This window comes from Bordetella sp. FB-8 (genome assembly GCF_000382185.1).
GTDB lineage: Bacteria > Pseudomonadota > Gammaproteobacteria > Burkholderiales > Burkholderiaceae_B > Bordetella.
This window is the reverse complement of sequence record NZ_KB907784.1, coordinates 2,904,416-2,926,396: the sequence shown is the minus strand read 5'-3', so window position 1 is coordinate 2,926,396 and position 21,981 is coordinate 2,904,416. Positions and strand designations below refer to the sequence as shown.

Here is a 21,981-nt window from a genome sequence, read left to right as displayed (position 1 = left end):
TGATATGCCTGTAGCGCGCAGTCGGCCTCCCGCATGATAAGAAGTGAATCAATTTCTTCTTGCCGCCCAGAAGACGGCGCCTTCGGAACCATACTTCTCGCTATGCAAAACTGCGCGAGGAACGCTGAAGGTGTCACCCACCTTCAGGTGCCTGACCTGTTGACCCATGGTCAGCCAGTACTCGCCTTTGACGACGACGGCGTCTGTGTCAAACGGATGCGTATGCATCTCGTTCTGGAAGTTCGGCTCCCAGTTGCGCACCAGCACCTCATCAAATCCCTCTGTGATTTTGCGATCTTTGAACGCTTCAAAGTCATGCATCTTTATTCCCCGAAAGAGCACGGTCTGATGGCATCGCCGTGCTGTGAGTTGCGTCCTCGAAAGTGACTATAACTCGCCGATATGATGCCCAGATATCGTCAAAGATACCCTGACGTGTACGACCATGCATATACCCAGAAGGGCTTTGCTCAACAGTTTGGCCGCACCGAATCTGCGGCTCGTCAGGCATGCGTTGACTATTGTTCGTCGATAAGAGACGAAAATGCCGGACGGTTTGCCAAGGCAATCAAAGCGAACAACCGAAATGGGGTTCTTATTGGCCGCATGCCCAGGAAATCCCCAACCCCGCCGATGGCTTGGCTCATCTCGAAAGCCATGGCCAGGTGCGCCAAAGCCTCGGCCAGATGCTGCTTCTTTTCTGGGCCTTCTGATGATCACCTGCCGAATTGAAATAGCGGCGTTACCGCGCTTTGCTCATGAAGAACAGCAAGTCTGGGAGAATTTTGTCAAAGTATTCCGCCGCAGGATCCGGATCGATGGAAATTACAATTTGGTCATATTCCAGTGCAGGCAGATACTTGACCAGGGCCGCGCCGCTGGAATCTTCCGTGACAACTAGAGTCGTCAATTGAGCGGCGGTAGCTCTGGGCATGGCGCGCGCCCCTACGATAATGTTTCCGCTTGCAAGCGTTGCATGCGCTCGCGCCACGACTCCATCCAGACGGGCAGATCGGCAGCCGGCATTGGGCGGGCAATAAAATAGCCTTGCGCGAGATCGCATCGGGTACGCCGCAGGAAGTTCCAATCGTCAAGATCTTCCACCCCTTCGGCTACGACTTCCATACCGAGCTGTTTTCCGAGGCCAAGGCTGGCGTCAACCATTGCGCGTAAAGTCTCGTTTTTCCACGCACCGTGCACGAAACTCTGGTCGATCTTGAGTTCGCCGAATGGCATGTCGCGCAGCTGCGCCAGAGAAGAATGGCCGGTACCGAAGTCATCGATCGAAAGCTGAAAGCGTTTCAGCCGCAGTCTGGTCAGTATATCGAGAGGCACACGCTGATCCCGAACCAGACGACTTTCCGTAACCTCCAATACCACGTGCTCTGGAGCGACATTTGCTGAGGCCGCGAGTTGGGCGACGAAATCCGGAAAATCCAGGAACGTCAAGTCGTCCATCGAAATGTTGACCGCCACGACCAGTGCCAGCCCTGTTTGCTGCCAGTGCTTGGCTTGAAAGAGCGCCGATGCCAATACCACGTGCGTGAGCTCGTTGATCAAACCATGCTCCTCTGCAATACCGATAAACTGATCGGGCAATACGATGCCATTCTCAGGGTGTTGCCAGCGCACCAGCGTTTCAACGCCTGCCACGCGACCCGTGGCGAGTGCCACCTTGGGTTGGTAGTAATTGACTAACTCGCCATTCTGGATTGCTGCACGCACTTCGTCGACACGGTACGGCTGCCTCAGTTTGAGCAGGGTGCCTTGCTGTGGCAACACCCAGGTTGCCAGCAAGGCCATCAACCTTTCTGGCGTGACAGGTTTGCGCAGGTGTCCCAGCACGGAAATTTGATGTGCACGTATCAGTTTCTCTGCCGTCTGCAGTACGCGCTCATCCTCACCGCTGACCAAGATCAGACTACCCTCGTATTCATGCTGGACCAGCTCGCGCACGAATTCGACGCCGTCCATTTTTGGCATGTTCAGATCCATCACAATCAGACCCGGTACGTTCGCGTAGGCATCGACCCATTTCAGCGCTTCGCTTCCGTTGTCGCAGGTAGTAACCTGGGTAAATCCCAGCGTGGCCAGCATCTGGGCGAGTAGCTTGAGCATGAAGGCTTCATCGTCGAGGACAAGAATCCGGATGGTTGATTTGTACATGTTCAATGTCCGTCATTTATTTGTCGTTCGACGATCGGTGCGATGCGCCAGCAAAGAATCGAGAGAGATATTTACGACATCGAATTCGCGCTGAAATCTGGGATATAACGTCGTCAGCGTTTCTGTGTTGCCGGCATCGCCGGCAGCCTCTATCTCTTCGCACAGGTCGCCAAGCGCCAGCGCACCCACTGCTCGCGCCGAAGACTTGAGTTTGTGTGCTTGCTCGCTCGCCGGCAGCGCCAGACCTTTGACACATGCCGATTTCAATTCTAGCGAGATCTTTGCTGCACTGATTTGAAAGTCATTGAGGAATTCGGAAATCATTGCCGGGTCGCTACCAATCAAGTGTTCGAGAACGCTCACGTCCACCGGCTCAGCGGGCGCAGGTACCGCAATGGTTGAGGCGCCTGCATGGGGAATTTTTTCGGCGTGCGACTGGGGACTGGATGTTGCAGGCAACCATTTTTCCAGTATCGCCTGCAGATCTACCATGTGAAGCGGCTTGTTCAGGAAATCGTCCATACCAGCCAATCGGCAGCGATCAGCTTCGCCTTGGAGCCTGTTAGCGGTCATCGCCACGATTGGGATACGGCTCTTGCGACGCTGAGTCTGCTCGTGAGCATTCTCATGCGCACGAATTGCGGCAGCCAATTCATAGCCGTCCATCTCTGGCATATGCAAGTCACTTAGCAGCAGCGCATAGTTCCCGCTTTGCCAGCGTTTCAGTGCCAGTTTTCCGTTATCGGCGACCTCTCCGACAAAACCAAGTAGCGCGAGCTGCCTCAGGATGACCTTCTGGTTGGTCTCATTATCCTCAGCCACCAAAATCAGCCCGCCGGCGTGCACCGCAGCTTCGCGCGACGGCGCCATGATTCCCGCTATGAGTTTGACTGATGGAAATGCCCGCTCTACCTCGGCTTCCCGTCCTGCGGCGATCGCGACTGCTTTCAACAATCTACGGCGCGTCATAATGTTGCCGCCGACCAGCACCACATCGGGGTATTTCGCGTGAGGTTCCTTATGCGATCCGCGCCGAACAATGACCAGGCGAATTTCCTGGTCCGGCAGGCTATGGACAAAAGCACGCAGTTCATCGATCGGCGTTGAAATTTCGGCACAGTCGATGATCCAGATCCATAATCCCGGCGCCAATCCAAGCATTATGGTGCGTGCTTGAGCCATATCCAATGCGGATTGGACCTGTGCGCCGTCGTGGATCAGATACGCGGCAATATGTTCGACCACTCCGTTGCGGGCACCGACTGCAACACAGGACAGCCCAGCCACGTCGGAAAGCGGTTCAACCACGCCCGCCATGTCTTGCCTTAGCGCAAATCGCAAGTGCACGGTAAATGTCGCGCCCATTCCCGGCGTGCTTTGTAGCGTGAAATAGCCGCCCATCAGTTCGACCAGATGACGTGAAATGACCAGCCCCAGCCCAGTACCGCCAAAGCGTCGCGTCGTCGACGTGTCGGCCTGGGTGAATGCAGTGAATAGCCGCGACTTGGTCTCTTCATCCATGCCGATGCCATTGTCGATCACCTGGAATTCGACGCCGATTTCCTCCAAGCCGTGCTCGATCGCTACCACACGTATCGATACACGACCGGCCTGCTCGCGGCCACTGGAAAACTTGATGGCGTTGCTCACCAGATTCAACAGCACCTGGCGAATGCGTAATGCATCACCCATGACCACCTCAGGAATCGTGGGATCGACAAACAAGTTGAGTGCCACCATTTTCTTGTCGGCCCAATGATCCAACATGTCGCAGGCACTCTCCACCACGTTGGCCACCGAAATGGGCGCACTTTCGATTTCCAGCCGACCGGCCTCAATCTTGGAAAAATCGAGAATGTCGTCGATGATATTCAGTAGCGATAATGCAGAATCGTGGGCCAGATCGACCATCTCCACCTGATGCCGGTTGAGGCTGGTTTGTCGCAACACGTCGACCATGCCGATCACGCCGTTCATCGGCGTGCGGATCTCGTGGCTCATGGCGGCGAGAAAACTGGACTTGGCCTGGTTGGCCGTGTTTGCGTCGTTGCGGGCTCGCTCGAGATCGACCGTGCGTGCCGCAACCTTGCTTTCCAGTTCCTGATTGAGACTGCGCAGCGCGTCTTGAGCTTCCAAATATTCCATGGCAAACGAAATGTCGCCGGTCAATTCCGACAGCAGTTTTAACTCTTCATCATGAAAGAAATTGCGTTCGCTCGCGTAAATGGCAAGCACGCCAAAGACCTCATCGGCAAGTATCAACGGCAAAACGACGATTGAGTTGATGCCGGATTCGGCAAATAGCTTGCCAAACAGAACCTGCGGATCGCATGGCGAATCGTTGGAAACGATAATTTTATTTTCATTGACCGCTCGTTCGACCATGGTGTTTGATGCGATATGAACTGATGAATAAATATCTTTTATCGCCTTGAGCAGAGTCTCGTCCTTACCAATGGAAGCCACCGGGACAATCTTCATTTCGGTGCGATTCAGAATGCCTATCATGGCCATGCTGAATCCGCCAACATCGACAGCAACCCGGCACGCCTCCTTGAACAATTCCTTGCGGTCGCGCACGTGCACAATCAGCGCATTGATACTGCTCTGCATGGCGTAGAGGCGGTTGAGATATGTGATTCTGGCTTCCGCTTTCTTGCGCTCGGTGATGTCCTCGGCCATTCCTATAATGTCTTGAGGAAGGCCATTTTCATCACGGAGCATTGTGACTGAAAGATTAGCCCAGATCAGATTCCCATTTTTATGGACATATCTTTTTTCCATGCTGTAAGCGGATATTTTTCCTTCCATCAAATCCGTGAATTGATCCCAATCTTTAGTAGTATCTTCGGGGTATGAAAATTCGCTAAACGTCATTTTCGACAGTTCATCGTTGGTATAGCCAACCATTTTTGACAAGGGTAAATTGGAAATGATTGGATGGCCTTGCCTATCAAGCAGCGCCATTGCAACGGGAGCTTGATCAAAAATGGCTCTAAACCGTTTTTCACTATCCAGTAAAAGGCGCTCGCCTCGTCTGCTTTCTGTGATGTCTTCGCCGATGCTTGCCGAACCGACCACCTCACCGGCTCCAGAGCGCAGCACCGAATTGTTCCAGCGTATCAACCGACGTTCGCCCAGACGGGTAAGGATTTCGTTCTCGCCATGCCGTGCTTCGGGTAGATTGACGAGCAGTTTCGCGAAAACAGCGTCATTCAAGTCGTTCAGTTCGGGCGGCACGAATATATCCCGCCAGTTTCTCCCGATGACTTCCTCGCGCTTCCATCCAGTCAGGCGCAACAGGTAATCATTGCAATAGGTGATCCGCGCTTCGCGATCCAGCATCACCGAAACCAGTTCCACATTTTCCAGCAGGTCGCCCAAGCGCCGTTCGCTCTCTCGCAGTTCTGCGTTAGTGCGGGCGATTTCCAAACCCGCCACCTTCAGGTCATGGATGTCCGTGCAGGTGCCAAACCATTTAAGGATGTTGCCTTCAGCACCGAGTAGCGGCATGCCGCGGACTAGCCACCAGCGGTACACCCCGTCGGCACGGCGTAAGCGGCTTTCGATGGAGTAAATGCCGGCTGTCGCAACCGCCTTCTGCCAGGCATCCCATGCACGCAGCTGATCGTCGGGATGAAGCGGCTTGTTCCATCCATGGCCTCGGCTTTCCTCAGTGGTGAGCCCGGTGTACTCCATCCAATGCTGGTTGAAATAAATATTCCAGCCATCGGCGCGTGCAATCCACACAATTTGCGGCATCGCTTCGGCCAGCGTATGAAATTCGTCTTCGCTGTCGCGCAGCGCATTCTCGGCAGTCTTTCTCGCGGTGATATTCAAGTGCATGACCACCACGCCCTTTGAGGCGGGGTCGACCAGGGGCGTCGACGTCATCAGGAACCAACGCTGTTCTGTGGGGGAATGACAGGGATATTCAAGCGAAAAAGTATCTGCCGTGCCGTCCAGCACCGCACGAATTCCGGCAGCGGCTTGATTGGCCTGGGCAGCGTCGTCGCCCTGCACCTCGTCGCATACCGTCAGGTAATTGACGCCCACGTCATGCCGCGGGACATGAGCCGAATTGGCACAGCCGAATTGTTGCCACGTTTCATTCACCGAAATGATTTCTCCCTGGCTATCGAGCAGCGCAATGCTCAAGGGCAGCGCGTTGAGTATTGCGACCTGCCTGGCGGCTGCGTCAAGGCGAACCTGATTCGCGTCGGCAGCCTGTTCCAGGACGACGTTCGACCGTTTTTCCGCGGCGATAATCGCTTCATTGCATTTCTGCTCAGTCAGGTCGGTCACGATCATGGAGAATGAATCGTGAATTTCGTCCAGGATTAGATGACTGACCGAAAGATTGACGGGTACCTGCAATCCGTCGGCGGCAGTGAGAGCCAGCTCCTCACGGTGGTTGACCACATCCGTTCGCAGCAGTGTCTGAAGGACCTGGCGACTTTCACGTGAAACCCAGGTGTGAATCTCTGAGCCGATCACTCTTTCGAGAGGCACTTTAAGCATCTGTGCAAAGCGCCGATTGGCATACAGAATCAGGCCAGCTGGCGTCAGCGTAAGCGCCCCTTCGCTCATGTTCTCGATCAATGTCCGGTAGGATTGATCGGCACCCTTGAGCGTAAATATTTGCGCGCCGCCCGTGCCGCTGACGTATAGCGCATCTGACTCACCGCTGAGGACCTCCCTTAGTGTCGCCTCGGCCGTTGCGAGCCGGGCGCGTAGGTCTCGATTTTCTGCATCTAACTGTTGGGCGGCGGATTTCTTGGGCATCACGAACTCTGGCGAATATCCAGCCCCACCAGCACGCGTTCGGTATTCGACAGATCGCCAATGATGCGCCGCGACGGAGACGGAATCCGTCTTATCAGAGTTGGTAACGCGATGATCTGTTCGCCCTGAGCGAGTTGTGGATGCTGGTATAGATCAACCACGTCGAGTTGGTAGCGTCCATGCAGGTTTTCTTCGCAGATCTTGTTGAGGTTGGCGATAGCGTTGACAGATTTTGGCGATTGCCCGGCAACATATAGTGTCAAGCAATACTGGCTGGGAAGCATGTCGACATGCAAGATCTCTGCCTTGCGCGATGCCGTTGTGGCTTTCGGGTGCGGGGGATGGATCGGATCAGATTTCATCTCGATCCCCCCTTTTGCTGGTTCGGCTTTGCATCTACTTTGCGGCTCAGCCTCATGTCCGCGCGTGCCTGCACCACTTGCGCTTTATCGGCTTTTTCCTGGCCGATGATTTTTGATGAGACAACTTCTTGAACCGCAAATTCGGCCCGCAGCATGGCGATCTGCGCCTCCAGTGTGGTGCGCTTGCGCTCCAGTTCGATCCGCCGCAGTTCGACCTCCTGATTGCGAATCAAGAATGTGGCACGGTTTTCTGCCTCTTTGGTAAGTCGCGCCGAACCGGTCAATACACCCTCGGGTCCGACGTATACGTCGCGCAATTCCACGCCGTGATCGGTCAGCATGAACTCGCGTATCTGGTTTGAGTGCTCCATGCCGCGCGATTTCAGGATGGACAGGCAGCGGTTGCGTTCGCCGCCGCTATCGATATCACGCAGCAACAGCCAGGTGTCGATCACAGATGAAATGGCGACGTCGGTGAGCTCGACCGGGCTGCCGCTTTGCGCCAGATTGGTGAACAATCCGGTGATCTGCTTTTTCTTGAGAAAATCCACTAGCCGCATCAACATCGATTTGACTTCGATCTGGTTGTCCCCGACGACAAAACTGTTCAGCGGATCCAGGATCACTACTTGTGGCTTGAATTCAGCGATCAATTTTTGCTTGATCGCAAGATGGGTTTCCAGGCCTGCGGACAAGGTTCGGGCCGCATCAATTCTCAGTTGATCTGTGCTTATCCACTGTTGCAGATCGATCCCGATGGAGCGCATATTGCGAATGATTTGATCGGGAGATTCTTCAAACGAGAAGTAAAGCACGCGTTCTGCGCGACGGCAGGCCGCATCGGCAAAGTGTGCAGCAAGGCTGCTCTTACCAGTTCCCGCAGTGCCGGAGACCAACACGCTGCTGCCGCAGAAATAGCCCTTGCCACCGAGCATCGCGTCCAGACGGGCGACGCCACTGGAGATACGTTCGCTGGAAGCGACGTGCTTCAATTCAAGCGAAGTGACCGGCAGCACCGAAATTCCATCTTCGTCGATCAGAAACGGGTACTCGTTGGTGCCGTGGACCGATCCGCGATACTTGACCACCCGCAAGCGCCGCGAGGAAGCCTGCTCGGTTACGCGATGATCGAGCACGATAACGCAGTCGGAAACATACTCTTCCAATCCCTGGCGCGTCAGCGTGCCATCGCCACGTTCTCCAGTGATGATGGCTGTCACGCCTTTATCCTTCAGCCAGCGGAACAGGCGGCGCAATTCGGCGCGCAGGATCGCCTGGCTGGGCAAGTCGGCAAACAACGATTCGACCGTATCGAGCACCACACGCTTGGCACCGATCGAATCGATGGCTGAGCCCAGGCGAATGAACAAGCCCTCCAGGTCGTATTCGCCGCTCTCTTTGATTTCGCTGCGCTCGACAAATACATAGTCCAGAACGATCTTTTTGCGAGCGATCAGGTCTTTCAAATCGAAATCGAGGGAGGCGACATTCTCGGTCAGGTCTTGGGCGGTTTCTTCGAACGCCATAAACACGCCAGGTTCATCAAAATTTGTGGCACCGTGCACGACAAACTCCATGGCGAGCAGAGTCTTGCCGCAGCCTGCGCCACCGCATATCAGGGTTGGGCGGCCTTTCGGCAATCCCCCTCCGGTGATTTCGTCCAGCCCTTGAATTCCAGTCGGGGCTTTTGCCAGCTGCGGCCTGGCTTTTCCTTCTGGACTGGCTTTGCGCTTGGTCGGTAATTCTGGGCGAAATCTAGGGTTGACCATGATCTATTCCCCTGTCGGTGTTGTGACACCAAACGCCAGAAAGGCAATTGATTTCTGACACCGGTCTGCTTCAGAAATGTTCAACTGCCCCTGAAGCGGAGTAAAAATAATTGGCCAGGAAAAGAGTTGAAGGAAACTGTTTGGACCAGGTTGACCGAAATGGCAGTTTTTTGTGGCCTAATCGGGTTACTTTTATCTATATCAAGAGCCAATGTCTGTGCGGTAGGCAACAGACCGTTCCTTTTCCTCGGATAGTTGAGCGCGCGCCAGTGCAGCGCCGCCAGATCTGACTGCTATATCGGGACTCGCCAAAGGCAAACTGGAACTAGAAAGCCGACGGTCGTTGGCCGGTTGCTGGCTAGCAATAAGCCACCATTTTCACTAATCAGCAACTCCGAGAATTTTTCTGGTCGCGCTAAATCGAATTGAGGATATTGAAAAAATCCGTCAAAGCGCACTGTTTCAGCTCCAGCAAACGAGCCGACACACAATTGATCGATCGCGATGAGCCGCAACCATGAAACGGCCTACCGTACGCCGTGACCTATGTCGTTGAGCGCAAGCCCAGGGTTGGTGACATTTCTCGACGAGTTACCCAGATTGACGATCCACATTTCAAACGGGCATGTGAGAAGGTCGGGATTGCAGACTTTCACTTTCATGATTTGCGCCATACCTGGGCAAGTTGGCATGCCCACGCGGGTACACCACTAAAAGCGCTGCAGCAGTTGATGGGATGGGAAACATTGGAGATGGTGCACAAGTATGCTCGCCTAGCACCGTCTCATCTGGCAGCCCATGCAAATACGGTCAAGATTTGGACAAAGTCTTCCGACAAAGAAAAAACGCCGCTATCTCTAGCGGCGTAAGAACCTGATAAATCAGGCATTTTTGGTAGCCCCCCTCGGAGTCGAACCGAGCACCAACGGATTATGAGTCCGCTGCTCTAACCAAGCATGAGCTAGAGGGCCGTAAGCGGTAGCCGATCCGGAAAGCTTGCGCCTTTCAGATCGGCCTTATGTACATCACTGGCCTTCCAGAAAGCTCTTGAGCTTGTCGGCGCGGCTGGGGTGGCGCAGCTTGCGCAGCGCCTTGGCCTCTATCTGACGGATGCGCTCGCGGGTGACGTCGAACTGCTTGCCGACTTCTTCCAGCGTTTGGTCGGTGCTCATTTCGATGCCGAAGCGCATGCGCAGCACCTTGGCTTCGCGCGGAGTGAGCGAATCCAGCACTTCCTTGACGACATCGCGCATGGAGCCGTGCAAGGCGGCGTCCGAAGGCGCCAGCGTGGACGAGTCCTCGATGAAATCGCCCAGGTGGGAATCGTCGTCGTCGCCGATGGGGGTTTCCATCGAGATCGGTTCCTTGGCGATCTTCAAGATCTTGCGGATCTTGTCCTCGGGCATGTCCATCTTTTGCGCCAGAGTCGCGGGATCGGGTTCGGCGCCGGTTTCCTGCAGGATCTGGCGGCTGATCCGGTTCATCTTGTTGATCGTCTCGATCATGTGGACCGGGATGCGGATGGTGCGGGCCTGGTCGGCGATCGAGCGGGTGATGGCCTGGCGAATCCACCACGTGGCATAGGTGGAGAACTTGTAGCCGCGACGGTATTCGAACTTATCCACGGCCTTCATCAGGCCGATATTGCCTTCCTGGATCAGATCGAGGAACTGCAGACCGCGGTTGGTGTACTTCTTGGCGATGGAGATCACCAGGCGCAGGTTGGCCTCGGTCATTTCGCGCTTGGCCTTGCGGGCCTTGGCCTCGCCGGTAGCCATGCGCTTGTTCACGTCCTTGAGATCCTTGAGCGGCAACACGACGCGGGTCTGCAGATCGATAAGCTTTTGCTGCAATTCCTGCACGGCGGGGATGTGGCGCTCGAGCGTCACGGCGTAAGGCGGCCTGGCGGCCACCTGGTCGATGATCCACTGCAGATCGGTCTCGTGACCGGGGAATTCCTTGAGAAAGTGCGGACGCGGCATGCCGGCACGGTCCACGCAAATGTGGAGCACGGCGCGCTCGAGCTTGCGTACTTCTTCGACCTGGCTGCGCAGCGTATCGGCCAATTTCTCGACCATCTTGGCCGTGAAGCGGATGCCCATCAGCTCGTTCTGGATGGCTTCCTGGGCCTTGGTATAGGCATCGGACTTGTAGCCGTCGCGCTCGTACGACTGGCGCATCTTGTCGAACTGCTTGACGACGGTGTCGAATTTTTCGAGCGACTGCACACGCAGGTCTTCGAGCTGCTTGCTCGACATGCCGCCGGCCGGGCCGTCGTCGTTCTCGTCCTCGTCGCCGCCACCCACGCCGGCACCGGCGTATTCCTCGCCGTCCTCGGGGTCGACCAGCCCGTCGACGACTTCGTCGATCTGCGCCTGGCCTTCGCGCACGCGGGTGGCGTGGGCGATGATTTCATTGATGGTGGTCGGGCAGGCCGAAATGGCCATGACCATGTGCTTGAGGCCATCCTCGATGCGCTTGGCGATTTCGATTTCGCCTTCGCGGGTGAGTAGTTCGACCGAGCCCATTTCGCGCATGTACATGCGAACAGGGTCGGTCGTGCGGCCGAAATCGGAATCGACGGTGGTGAGCGCGGCTTCGGCTTCGTCTTCGACATCATCGTCGTTGGAAGCGACAGGCGCGTTCTCGCTCATCAACAGGGTGTCGGCGTCGGGGGCCTGATCGTAGACCGCGATGCCCATGTCGCTGAACGTGCTGATGATGCCGTCAATGGCTTCGGCATCGACCAAGTCGTCGGGCAGATGGTCGTTGATTTCGCCGTAGGTAAGGTAGCCGCGGTCCTTGCCCAGCTTGATAAGCTGCTTGAGGCGGTTGCGGCGGGCTTCGTGTTCTTCGGGCGTGAGCGGACCGCGCGACAGCAGTTCCTTGGCGTCGCCCTTGCCGCGCTTGCCCCCGCGCTTGACGGGCTTGAGCTCGGGCACGACTTCGCCCTCGCCGTCCATCGAATCTTCGAAACTGTCGGATTCGGCGTTGGGATTCTTGGAGGGGCGGCCAGGCCGGCGACCCGTGCCGCCCGACTTGGGCGCGGCGACCAGTTCGGCCAGCTTGTCTTCGGCCTGGGCGACGCTTGCCTTTTTAGCGCGCGGCGCCTTCTCGGCCTTTTCGGCAGCGGGGGCTGCCTTCTTCACTACCGGCTTCTTTGCCTGCGCGACATCCTTGACAGCCTTGGCGGCCGGGGCTGCCTTCTTAGCCGCAAGTTCGGTCACGGCCTTGGAAGCCACGGCCTTGGTGGTCTTCGTGGCCGCCATGCTGCCACCCTGCCTGGTCTTTTCTGCGTCGCTCGCCGAGGTGGTTTTACCAATAGATTTGCTCATGAACTCGTTTCCGTCGTCGCACCCAGGACAAGGACGCACAATGCGCCTTGAATCGAGAGACCATTTACCCAAATATCCCGCCGCCTTGCACACCGCGCCAGAAATGGCCCGGCAATCAAAAGCGATTAGGAAACCCTAAATTTTACCGCAATCAGCGTATTCCCGCACTCTTTAGAATAGCCATCCGACCCTGTAATTCCCGAAACCGCTGCTGTGCCTCGTCCGTTTGCAGGCCATTTTGGGCCAGGCGCTCCAACTCGGCCCCAACCCAGTCGCGCTCGATACGCCTGAGGGCGTCGTTCCATTCCTCCTGGGGATTGGGCAGGTCTTCCATGACCAGCACCACCGCCCCCAGGCCCTGCAAGGCCACGCTGAGATCGGAATCTGACTCGCAGGCCTGCAGCAGCGCCCCCAGATGGCGAGCGCCGCTGGACTGCGCCAGCATGATCAGATCCCTGACCAGACCTAATTGGGGGTCATGATCCAGAACTTCAAGCTGCTGGTCACCCATGCCGTCCACCAGATCCAGATTGGCCAGCAACAGACACAGCAGACGCTTGGCCAGGGAAGGCATGATGCGGCGGCCAACGAAACCGGCGGGTTTTTCCTCGCGACGGCCGCGCCAGGGGCGTTTCTGGCCGGCTTGCGCGGGAAAATTGCCATTATGTGTGCCCTGCCCCGCCCCCTGCCAACCGCCCTCGCCTTGCCAGGACTCGTAGTGACCCGCATCCGCCGGTACGTCGGACGGCTCCCACGCAGGCGCCGCCGCGTCGAAGTCCTGCCCGGCGCCGTAATCGGCGGCCTGCGCCGGAGCCTGGCCGCCCTGCACCGGCGTGGGTAAGGACCCGCGCTGGGCCTGCCGGGCCAGGGCCTGGGCAAGAACCCGGGCCATCTCTTCGGGTGTGAGCAGCACCTGGCGGGCCAGCTCGCGCTCGATCTGCACCTTAAGGGCGCATTCGGGTAGGGTGGCCAGCAAGGGCGCTGCCTCGTGCAGACAACTGGCCCTGCCCTCGGCCTCGCCCAGGTCGTGACGCGAGGCCAGTTCGTCGAGAAGGAAGCGCGACAGGGCACAGGCTTGCGCCAATGCGGCACGAAAGGCCTCGGCACCGAATTGGCGCACGTAGGAATCCGGATCGTGCTCGGCCGGCAGAAAGAGAAAACGGATATTGATGTCATCGCGCAGCGCTGGCAAGCAGGCCAGCAGAGCGCGCCAGGCCGCCCGCCGCCCGGCGGCGTCGCCGTCGAAGCTGAACACCACCCGGTCACTGGCGCGCAGCAGCTTCTTGACGTGATCCGGCGTGGTTGCCGTGCCCAGGGCGGCCACGGCATTGGAAATGCCCAGCTGCGCCAGGCCCACCACATCCATATAGCCTTCGACCACGATCACCATGCCGGCTTCGCGTATGGCTTGGCGCGCCTCCCACAGGCCATAGAGTTCCTGGCCCTTGGAGAAGATCGGCGTCTCGGGGGAATTGAGGTATTTGGGTTTGCCGTCGCCGATGATGCGCCCGCCAAAGCCGATCAGGCTGCCCTTGGCATTTCGGATGGGAAACATCACCCGCTCACGAAAGCGGTCGTAGCGCCGCCCGTCCTCGGACTCGATCACCAGACCGGACTCGACCAGCACGGGATCGGCATAGTCCTCGAACACCTTGGACAGGCCATGCCGATCGGTCCCCGACCAACCCAGGCCGAAATGCGCAGCGATCTCGCCAGTGAGGCCGCGCTGCTTGAGATAGGCGATGGCCTGTGGCGAGGCGCGCAACTGCTTCAGGTAATAAGCCTGGGCCTGGTCCAGCACCTGGGTGTGTCGCGACACCTCGGCCTTGCGGCGCACGGTTTCGGCCTGCTGCCGCGGACTGCGGGACTCTTCCGGCACAGCCATGCCGACCTGGCCGGCCAATGTACGGACGGCCTCGGGAAAGCTGGCGCCGGTGTGCTCCATCAGGAAGCTGATGGCCGTGCCGTGCGCGCCGCAGCCGAAGCAATGATAGAACTGCTTGGTTGGGCTGACGGTAAAGGACGGGCTTTTTTCGTTATGGAAGGGGCACAGGCCGAGCAGATTGGCCCCGCCCTTGCGCAGCTGCACATAGCGTCCGACTACGTCGACGACGTCGACGCGGGCCAGCAGGTCCTGGATAAATGACTCGGGGATCAAATGATTTAACTGATTGGTTTTCTGGCTGCCTCGCACCGTCGCAGGCGGCCCACAGGCCGGTCCATGCCATGCAGCGCAAGGCTAACGATATCTCAATTGACCGTAAAAACAATCGCGCCTGGCTGGGCCAGGCGCGATTGGAGCATGCTGCATGTCGCAACTGCGGCCGGTTGGGCCGCCCGCTTTTTAGTACATGCGGGGGGGCAGTTGCTGGCTGCGGATGCGCTTGTAATGGCGCTTGACGGCGGCGGCCAGCTTGCGCTTGCGCTCGGCGGTGGGCTTTTCGTAGAACTCGCGGGCACGCAGCTCGGTGAGCAGGCCGGTTTTTTCAATGGTGCGTTTGAAGCGGCGCAAGGCGGCTTCGAAGGGTTCGTTTTCTTTCAGGCGAACGATAGGCATGTAGGTACCAATAAAAATGTCGGGATTACAAGCGCGCGGGAGGCCAAACCCTCAACCGCGCGCGGCGAAAACTCAAAAACAGGCAACTGCGCTTGTACTGCTCGGGGGGCCGGCCTGCCCTTGGGTTATCACCACCTAGATATTGGCCGCAAATCAATTAGCCTTAGATTCTACCATTTCTTGGGTATTGTTACCACATACGGAAAAATTCGAAGCCGGCGACGAGAAAACCGATCATTCCGAGCACCAGCGCCACACCCAGGATCGCCAGACCGAGAAGTGCCAGGGGGCTTCTGCGAGGCTGCAGCTTATCCATGGCCTTAACCCTGTGAACCCTTGCGGATCCACGACTCGAGCTGATGCGGCCGCAGGCTGTCGTAATCCTCGAAGGGCTGGTGGATCCAGGGGTTGGTGGGCAGCTTGTCCACATAGTAGTCGGGCTGCACCTTGGAATGCCCCTTCCACCACAGCACCGCGCTGCGCATCTCGGTAATGGCCGGGAACTCGGACAACAGGTGCTCGTAAACTTTGGAGAAGGTCAGGCCCGAATCGACCATGTCGTCGGCCAGCAGCACCTTGCCCTGCGGCGCGCCGCGGGTGATAGTGATGAATCTGGCAATGTCCAGATTACCTTGCTTGGTGCCCGCCGCCTCGCGGTAGCTGCTCGTGGCCAGGATGCCCAGCGGCACGTCGAAAATGCGCGACAGCACGTCGCCTACCCGCACGCCGCCGCGCGCCAGGCACAGGATGACGTCGAACTTCCAGCCCGACTGATACACCTGCAAGGCCAGGCGCTCGATCAGGCGGTTGTAGTCTTCCCAACTGACCCAGAGGTCGCTATCGGTGCCGGAAGGCTGACTCATGAGGGCGCTCCTTAACCTTTGAGAGGATGACGCAGGACGATGGTCTCGTTGCGATCAGGGCCCGTGGAGACCATGTCGATGGGCACGCCGCAGACCTCGGCCACGCGCTCCAGGTACAGACGCGCATTGTCCGGCAGTTTGGCGTATTCGGTGATGCCAACGGTCGATTCGCTCCAGCCCGGCAGGGTTTCAAATACGGGTTCAGCCTGGGCCACGGCATGTGCGCCGTAGGGCAGCACGTCGCGGAACTCGCCGTTGACGCGGTAGCCCACGCCCAGGCGGATTTCTTCCAGGCCGTCGAGCACGTCGAGTTTGGTGATGCACAGACCCGACACGCCGTTCAGGCGCACCGAGCGCTTGAGCGCCGCACCGTCGAACCAGCCGCAGCGGCGCGGACGGCCCGTGACCGAACCGAACTCCTTGCCGATGGTGGCCAGGCGGGTGCCGATCTCGTCGACCAGCTCGGTTGGGAACGGACCCGAACCCACGCGCGTGGTGTAGGCCTTGGTAATGCCCAGCACGTAGTGCAGCGACTGGGGCGGCACGCCGGCACCGGCCGAGGCCGTGCCCGCCACGCAATTGCTGCTGGTGACGAACGGATAAGTGCCATGATCGACGTCCAGCAACGCACCCTGGGCGCCTTCGAACAGCAGACTTTCGCCACGCTGCTGCACACCCCAGAGCAGGCTGGACACGTCGGCCACCATGGGCGCGATGGCCGGGGCCAGCTCCATGGCTTGGTCGCGCACCTGATCTGCCGAGATGGCCTCGCCACCCAGGTATTGGGTCAGGACGAAGTTGTGGTAGTCGAGAAGTTCGGCGAGCTTTTCATCGAACAGCTTGGGATTGAAGAGATCCTGCACGCGGATGGCGCGGCGTGCGATTTTGTCTTCGTAGGCCGGACCGATGCCGCGCCCGGTGGTGCCGATCTTGCCCTCGCCCTTCTTGGCTTCGCGCGCCTTGTCCACCGCCACGTGGTAAGGCAGGATGAGCGGGCAGATCTCGGAGATCTTCAGGCGGCTGCGCACGTCCAGGCCTGCGGCTTCGAGTTCCTCGATTTCCTTGAGCAGAGCTTCGGGCGAGAGCACCACGCCGTTGCCGATGTAGCAGGTGGCGTGGGGATGCATGATGCCCGAGGGGATCAGGCGCAGGATGGTCTTCTTGCCGTTGATCCAAAGAGTATGGCCTGCATTGTGGCCGCCCTGGAACCGCACGACTCCGTGCACGGACTCGGCCAGCCAGTCGACGATCTTGCCCTTGCCTTCGTCACCCCATTGGGTGCCGATCACCACGACATTCTTGCTCATGATCAAACCAGATATAAGTTGAATTTCGGTCGGACGACGGATTGCAAGCCCGCCAATTAATCTTCAAAACGCCTTGACTGCCCAAGCGCCCTTTTCCAGAATCAGCTCGCGATCGCAGACGAACTCGTCCTGATCGTGCTCGTGTCCGGGCAGCACCTGGACCACGATCTCGCCCCCGCGTCGCAAGGCGCGCACGGCATCGGCCAGGGAGGGATCCGCGCTCCATGGCGCGCGTACGGCGCGCGCGCGCGCGGCCGGCTCCAGGCCGGCGGCCAGCTTGCGCAGGTCGAGGCTAAAACCGGTGGCCGGACGATGCCGGCCGAACGCATGGCTGACATGATCGTAGCGGCCGCCGCGCACCAGCGCGTCGTGCCAGCCTTCGGCGTATAGCGCGAAGGTGATGCCGGAGTGATAGCCGTAGCCGCTCACGTCGGCCAGATCCACGCTCATGGCGACCTGCGGCAGCGCATCAACCAGCGCCTGCAGCGTGTCGAGCGATTCGGCCAGGCCCGGCACGGCGGGCAGCACGCGACGTGCTTGCTCCAGCACCTCGGAACCGCCGTACAGATTGGCCAGCGTCTTCAGGGCTTGCACGGTATGCGGCAACAGGCCCTCGCACGCCAGCGCGCCCAGGCCGGGCACGTCTTTTTCGCGCAGCAGCAGCGTGATGGCGCCGCCCAGAGCCGGCCCAGCCGGATCGGACAGTAGCAAGGCATGCAGCACGCCGGGATGGCACAGGTCCAGGCGGGGTTCGCGCACGCCGGCAACTTCGACGCTTTCCAGCACCAGGCGAATGATTTCCAGGTCGGCCTCGAAGCCTGAATGGCCGTAGATCTCGGCGCCGATCTGGAGCAGTTCGCGGCTGGCGAGCAGGTCGGCCGGGCGCGCATGCAACACGTTGCCGCAATAGCACAGGCGGGTGACGCCTGCCCGATTGAGCAGATGGGCATCGATGCGGGTGACCTGAGGCGTCATATCGGCCCGCACACCCATGGTGCGGCCGGACAGCTGGTCTACCAGTTTGCAGGTGGACAAGCGAAGATCGTCGCCGCCGGCGGCGCCTGACAACAGGGAGTCGAGGTATTCCACCAGCGGCGGCGCAACCAGCTCGAAACCGTAAGTGCGATACAGGTCGAGCAACGCGCGGCGTAATTCCTCGATGCGCCGGGCTTCGGCCGGCAGGACATCGGCGAAACCTTCGGGCAGCAGCCAGTTACCCATGAATGAAATGTCGTGATCCAAAAGCAAAAGCGGCTGGGGGCGTAAGCCCGCTCAGCCGCTTGCGGAATTAATTGAAAAGCTTACGCGGTATTATACACGCATCGGAATCGATGCAATACCGCCGGAAGGCCGCGCCGGGCGGCCGCGCCTCTTCTATTTGCCCATTGCCTTGGCAGGCACCGCAGGCATTGCGGGCTGCGGATTCTTGAAATAGCTGAAGAAATCCGAGCTGGGATCGACCACCAGCATGTCCGAGGGCTTGGAGAACGCCGTGCGATAGGCCTGCAGGCTCTTGTAGAACTTGAAGAACTCGGGGTTCTGGCCGTAGGCTCGGTCATAGATGCGGCTGGCCTGGGCATCGCCCGCGCCCCGGATGGCCTGCGCCTTGGCGTAGGCCTGCGCCAGGATGACTTCGCGCTGGCGATCGGCATCGGCGCGGATCTTTTCGCCCTCGGCCGCGCCGATGGAACGCAGCTCGTTGGCGACCCGGGTGCGCTCGGCCTGCATGCGACGATAGACCGAATCGGAAATCTCAGGCGCAAACTCGATGCGGCGCAGGCGCACGTCGACGATCTGCACGCCCAGCGGTTTGGCGCGCTTGGCCACGTTGGCCAGGATCTCGGCCATGACCTTGTCGCGATCGGTCGAGATCACGTCGCGCACGGTGCGCACATTGACGGCCGCATTCAGCGCGTCGCGGATCTGCGCCTGCAGTCGTTCCTGGGCGGCGCGCTCGTTGCCGCCAAAGGTGACGTAAAACAGCTTCGGATCGGCAATGCGCCACTTGACGTAGGAGTCGATGAGCAGGTTCTTCTTCTCGGACGTCTGGATGCGCTCGGCATCGGGAGATTCGATGGTGAGAATACGCTTGTCGAGATAGACGACATTCTGGAAAGGCGGCGGCAGCTTGAAATACAGGCCGGGTTCGCTGATGACCTGCTTGACCTCGCCCAGCGAAAACAGCAGGGCGTAATGGCGCATGCCGACGACGAAGACAGAGGAAAACAGCAACCCGACGGCGATGAGCAGGCCGACCAGAAGGGGCAATAAGCGTTGCATGAAACAGGGCTCCTAGCGGGACAGGCGGTCGCGGCTCAAGGTATTGGAACCGGCGGCCGGCGGCGGCAGGCGCAACGCGGACCCGGACGATGCGCCGCCTGCCGCAGGCAGGCCGGGCGTGCCCGCCTCGGGCTTGCCGGCGGCGCCGCGGGCGACTTGTTCGATGATCTTGTCCAGCGGCAGGTAGATCATGTTGTTGGCGCCGCGGGTGTCGATCAGGACCTTGCTGGCGTTGCCGTAGACATCCTGCATCGCATCCAAGTAGAGGCGATCGCGCATGATCTGCGGCGCCTTCTCGTATTCGGCGAGCACGGCATTGAAGCGCGCGGTATCGCCCTGGGCATCGCCGATCACCTTGGCCTTGTAGCCCTCGGCCTGTTCGATCATGCGCGAAGCCTGGCCGGACGCCATGGGGACGACCTGATTGGCGTAGGCCTGGCCCTCGTTGATCTGCCGCTCGCGGTCCTGGCCCGCCTTCACGGCGTCGTCGAACGCAGCCTGCACCTGTTCGGGCGGCTGTACGTTTTGGATGGCCACGGTGCTGATCTGGATCCCGGAATGATAGCGGTCGAGAATCTGCTGCATGAGCGTCTGCACCTCGGCTGCGACCTCGGTGCGCCCTTCGTACAGCACGAAGTCCATGGTCTTCTTGCCCACCACCTCGCGCATGGCGGTTTCGGCTGCCTGGCGCACGGCATCGTCGGGATCGCGCATGCTGAAGAGGTAATCGGGTGCGCCGTCGGCGCGCAGGCGATACTGCACCACAAACTGCATGTCGACGATGTTCTCGTCGTTGGTGAGCATCAGCGCTTCAGGCAGCACCTTGTTGCGCGCGCTGCCACGAAAACCCACTTCGAAGGTGCGCAGCTGCGAAATGTTGACCAAGGTGTGGCTCTGGATCGGATAGGGCAGGCGCCACTGGAAGCCGGGCGCCGTCGTCTCCTTGTACTTGCCGAACTGCGTCACCACGCCCACCTGGCCTTCCTGCACGATGTAGAAGCCGCTGGACAACCACAAGGCGATCAGGACGACGATCACCACCCCCAGCCCGATGCGAAAACGGCGCGGCGAAGGCGGCGCGGCCGGCGTCGGATTAGGACGGCCGCTGCCATTGCCACGGCGGCCGAACAGCGAACCCAACTTGTTGTTGAAATCGCGCCAGACCTCGTCCAGATCGGGAGGACCGTCGTTACCCTTGGGACGGCGGCCCTCGCCAGGGTCATTCAGATTGAAGAGTTTGGAAATTCGGATCATTGCTTCCTGCAATCTGGCCGACCTCGACAATGGCGCCACGCAAGGCATCCAGGCCGGCGCGCTCAACGGCGCTGACAAATACGCGGGCAATCGTACCATGGGCGTCGCGCTCGGCCCGCGCCTGCAACCCAATCTTGTCGATCTTGTTATAGACCATCAGCGTGGGAACCTGCGACGCGCCGATTTCAGCCAGCACTTTGTTCACCTCGGCGATCTGCTCGTCGCGCTGCGCGCTGGCAGCGTCGACCACGTGAAGCAGCAGGTCGGCATGGACGGTCTCCTCGAGCGTGGCGCGAAAGGCCGCGATAAGGTTGGGCGGCAGGTCGCGGATAAAACCCACGGTGTCCGACAGCACGACTGAGTACCCCCAGGGCCGGGCTGCGCCCGACCCGCCCCCCGAGGGGGTCAAGAAATCTTGAGGCGGCTCGGCGCTTTCTTGCGGACCCGCCCCTTCGATCCAGATGCGCCGGGTGGTGGTGTCCAGGGTGGCGAACAACTGGTCGGCTGCGTAGGCGCCGGCCCGCGTCAGGGCATTGAACAAGGTGGACTTGCCGGCGTTGGTATAGCCCACCAGCGACACCGACAAGACGCCGCCGCGCGCGCGGGCGCGGCGCTGGGTGATGCGCTGGCGTTCAACGCGCGCCAGGCGTTCGCGCAGCATCTTGATCTTGGCGCCGATCATGCGCTTGTCCATTTCGAGCTGGGATTCGCCCGGGCCGCGCATACCGATGCCGCCGCGCTGGCGCTCCAGGTGAGTCCACAAACGCGTGAGCCGTGTGGTCAGGTGCTGCAACTGCGCCAGCTCGACCTGCAGCTTGCCTTCGTGGCTCTTGGCGCGCAGGGCGAAGATATCCAGAATCAGGGCCACGCGGTCGACCACGCGCAGGTTGAATTCGCGCTCCAGGTTGCGTTGCTGCGCGGGCGAGAGAGGCTGATCGAAGAGGATGACGTCGGCCAAGACGGCCTGGGCCATGGCCACGCCCTCCTGCGCCTTGCCCGAGCCGATGAAAAATTTGGCGTCGGGACGTTCGCGACGAGCCGTCAGCGTACCGACGATTTCGGCGCCAGCCCCGCGGGCCAGCATGATGAATTCTTCGGCGTGAGCCTGGTGATCGGGATTGCCCAGGTCGACACTGATGATCAGTGCGCGCATTGAGTTGTCATTGTTGTTTGAAATGATGATGCCTTGGGTTTGTTTGAATTCTTAATCCGTACGTGGTGTCGATAATTGCCATGACGATCAACAGCGCGCCCCTGCCCGACGCGATCGACGGCTTAAAAACTCAGAAAGCACTCGCTAAAA

The 21,981-nt window shown here is 59.3% G+C and carries 17 protein-coding genes and 1 tRNA gene; 1 reads left to right on the top strand and 17 read right to left on the bottom strand.

The genetic code is table 11. The features are described from left to right. Positions 1-48: 48 nt before the first annotated feature. The 6 genes from H143_RS0113925 to kaiC all read right to left on the bottom strand — a co-directional run bounded on the left by H143_RS0113925 (position 49) and on the right by kaiC (position 9,082). Positions 49-321, bottom strand: coding sequence for a cupin domain-containing protein (locus tag H143_RS0113925; protein WP_019938863.1), 273 nt, complete (start codon positions 319-321; stop codon positions 49-51). A 421-nt stretch (positions 322-742) separates the two neighbouring features. Continuing rightward, positions 743-934: a hypothetical protein gene (locus H143_RS22685; RefSeq protein ID WP_019938862.1), complete on the bottom strand. Its 192-nt coding sequence runs from the start codon at positions 932-934 to the stop codon at positions 743-745. 11 nt (positions 935-945) lie between these two features. Then, positions 946-2,166: an EAL domain-containing protein gene (locus H143_RS0113915; RefSeq protein WP_019938861.1), complete on the bottom strand. Its 1,221-nt coding sequence runs from the start codon at positions 2,164-2,166 to the stop codon at positions 946-948. Positions 2,167-2,178: 12 nt separating this feature from the next. After that, entirely contained in the window at positions 2,179-6,951 is a 4,773-nt protein-coding gene (locus H143_RS21660; RefSeq protein ID WP_081627052.1) for a PAS domain S-box protein, read from the bottom strand. Next, complete coding sequence (locus H143_RS0113900) at positions 6,951-7,313, bottom strand: circadian clock KaiB family protein (protein ID WP_019938858.1); 363 nt, start codon at positions 7,311-7,313, stop codon at positions 6,951-6,953. The genes H143_RS21660 and H143_RS0113900 overlap by 1 nt, the downstream gene beginning before the upstream one ends. Further along, the gene (gene kaiC, locus H143_RS0113895) at positions 7,310-9,082 is read right to left on the bottom strand and encodes a circadian clock protein KaiC (protein WP_081627051.1); all 1,773 of its coding nucleotides are present in this window, start codon (positions 9,080-9,082) and stop codon (positions 7,310-7,312) included. Before kaiC ends, H143_RS0113900 begins: the two co-directional genes overlap by 4 nt. Positions 9,083-9,621: 539 nt before the next feature. Here kaiC and H143_RS22110 point away from each other — a divergent pair. After that, positions 9,622-9,951 carry a tyrosine-type recombinase/integrase gene (locus H143_RS22110; RefSeq protein WP_155803397.1) on the top strand — a complete coding sequence of 110 codons (330 nt, stop codon included), beginning with the start codon at positions 9,622-9,624 and terminating at the stop codon, positions 9,949-9,951. A gap of 23 nt (positions 9,952-9,974) precedes the next feature. Here H143_RS22110 and H143_RS0113890 read toward each other — a convergent pair. From H143_RS0113890 to hflX, 11 genes are all read right to left on the bottom strand, one after another. After that, positions 9,975-10,053, bottom strand: a tRNA-Ile gene (locus H143_RS0113890). A gap of 54 nt (positions 10,054-10,107) precedes the next feature. Beyond that, positions 10,108-12,351, bottom strand: a complete 2,244-nt coding sequence (rpoD, locus tag H143_RS0113885; protein ID WP_369751168.1) for an RNA polymerase sigma factor RpoD — start codon at positions 12,349-12,351, stop codon at positions 10,108-10,110. A 217-nt stretch (positions 12,352-12,568) separates the two neighbouring features. Next, positions 12,569-14,575, bottom strand: a complete 2,007-nt coding sequence (gene dnaG / locus H143_RS0113880; protein ID WP_019938855.1) for a DNA primase — start codon at positions 14,573-14,575, stop codon at positions 12,569-12,571. 186 nt (positions 14,576-14,761) lie between these two features. Next, positions 14,762-14,974, bottom strand: coding sequence for a 30S ribosomal protein S21 (gene rpsU / locus H143_RS0113875; protein ID WP_019938854.1), 213 nt, complete (start codon positions 14,972-14,974; stop codon positions 14,762-14,764). A gap of 190 nt (positions 14,975-15,164) precedes the next feature. Further along, positions 15,165-15,290 (bottom strand): hypothetical protein, encoded by a 126-nt coding sequence (locus tag H143_RS23145; RefSeq protein WP_019938853.1) that lies wholly within the window; start codon positions 15,288-15,290, stop codon positions 15,165-15,167. A 4-nt stretch (positions 15,291-15,294) separates the two neighbouring features. After that, the gene (locus H143_RS0113865) at positions 15,295-15,837 is read right to left on the bottom strand and encodes a phosphoribosyltransferase (protein WP_019938852.1); all 543 of its coding nucleotides are present in this window, start codon (positions 15,835-15,837) and stop codon (positions 15,295-15,297) included. Positions 15,838-15,848: 11 nt separating this feature from the next. Further along, positions 15,849-17,144 (bottom strand): adenylosuccinate synthase, encoded by a 1,296-nt coding sequence (locus H143_RS0113860; RefSeq protein WP_033366632.1) that lies wholly within the window; start codon positions 17,142-17,144, stop codon positions 15,849-15,851. Between the two features lie 63 nt (positions 17,145-17,207). After that, the gene (locus tag H143_RS0113855; protein ID WP_026350058.1) at positions 17,208-18,365 is read right to left on the bottom strand and encodes an ATP phosphoribosyltransferase regulatory subunit; all 1,158 of its coding nucleotides are present in this window, start codon (positions 18,363-18,365) and stop codon (positions 17,208-17,210) included. 153 nt (positions 18,366-18,518) lie between these two features. Next, positions 18,519-19,424 (bottom strand): protease modulator HflC, encoded by a 906-nt coding sequence (hflC, locus tag H143_RS0113850; RefSeq protein WP_019938849.1) that lies wholly within the window; start codon positions 19,422-19,424, stop codon positions 18,519-18,521. 12 nt (positions 19,425-19,436) lie between these two features. Beyond that, entirely contained in the window at positions 19,437-20,678 is a 1,242-nt protein-coding gene (gene hflK / locus H143_RS0113845) for an FtsH protease activity modulator HflK (protein WP_019938848.1), read from the bottom strand. Next, entirely contained in the window at positions 20,644-21,831 is a 1,188-nt protein-coding gene (gene hflX / locus H143_RS0113840) for a GTPase HflX (RefSeq protein ID WP_019938847.1), read from the bottom strand. Before hflX ends, hflK begins: the two co-directional genes overlap by 35 nt. Positions 21,832-21,981 lie beyond the last annotated feature (150 nt).

Bases quoted from the DNA above. Each gene is read 5' to 3' on its own strand.
- H143_RS0113915 (WP_019938861.1), bottom strand. From the start codon at position 2,166: ATGTACAAATCAACCATCCGGATTCTTGTCCTCGACGATGAAGCCTTC.
- H143_RS23145 (WP_019938853.1), bottom strand. From the start codon at position 15,290: ATGGATAAGCTGCAGCCTCGCAGAAGCCCCCTGGCACTTCTCGGTCTG.
- H143_RS0113855 (WP_026350058.1), bottom strand. From the start codon at position 18,365: ATGGGTAACTGGCTGCTGCCCGAAGGTTTCGCCGATGTCCTGCCGGCC.
- hflC (WP_019938849.1), bottom strand. From the start codon at position 19,424: ATGCAACGCTTATTGCCCCTTCTGGTCGGCCTGCTCATCGCCGTCGGG.
- rpoD (WP_369751168.1), bottom strand. From the start codon at position 12,351: ATGGCGGCCACGAAGACCACCAAGGCCGTGGCTTCCAAGGCCGTGACC.
- H143_RS0113900 (WP_019938858.1), bottom strand. From the start codon at position 7,313: ATGAAATCTGATCCGATCCATCCCCCGCACCCGAAAGCCACAACGGCA.
- hflK (WP_019938848.1), bottom strand. From the start codon at position 20,678: ATGATCCGAATTTCCAAACTCTTCAATCTGAATGACCCTGGCGAGGGC.
- H143_RS22685 (WP_019938862.1), bottom strand. From the start codon at position 934: ATGCCCAGAGCTACCGCCGCTCAATTGACGACTCTAGTTGTCACGGAA.
- kaiC (WP_081627051.1), bottom strand. From the start codon at position 9,082: ATGGTCAACCCTAGATTTCGCCCAGAATTACCGACCAAGCGCAAAGCC.
- hflX (WP_019938847.1), bottom strand. From the start codon at position 21,831: ATGCGCGCACTGATCATCAGTGTCGACCTGGGCAATCCCGATCACCAG.
- H143_RS0113925 (WP_019938863.1), bottom strand. From the start codon at position 321: ATGCATGACTTTGAAGCGTTCAAAGATCGCAAAATCACAGAGGGATTT.
- H143_RS21660 (WP_081627052.1), bottom strand. From the start codon at position 6,951: ATGCCCAAGAAATCCGCCGCCCAACAGTTAGATGCAGAAAATCGAGAC.
- H143_RS0113860 (WP_033366632.1), bottom strand. From the start codon at position 17,144: ATGAGCAAGAATGTCGTGGTGATCGGCACCCAATGGGGTGACGAAGGC.
- H143_RS0113865 (WP_019938852.1), bottom strand. From the start codon at position 15,837: ATGAGTCAGCCTTCCGGCACCGATAGCGACCTCTGGGTCAGTTGGGAA.
- rpsU (WP_019938854.1), bottom strand. From the start codon at position 14,974: ATGCCTATCGTTCGCCTGAAAGAAAACGAACCCTTCGAAGCCGCCTTG.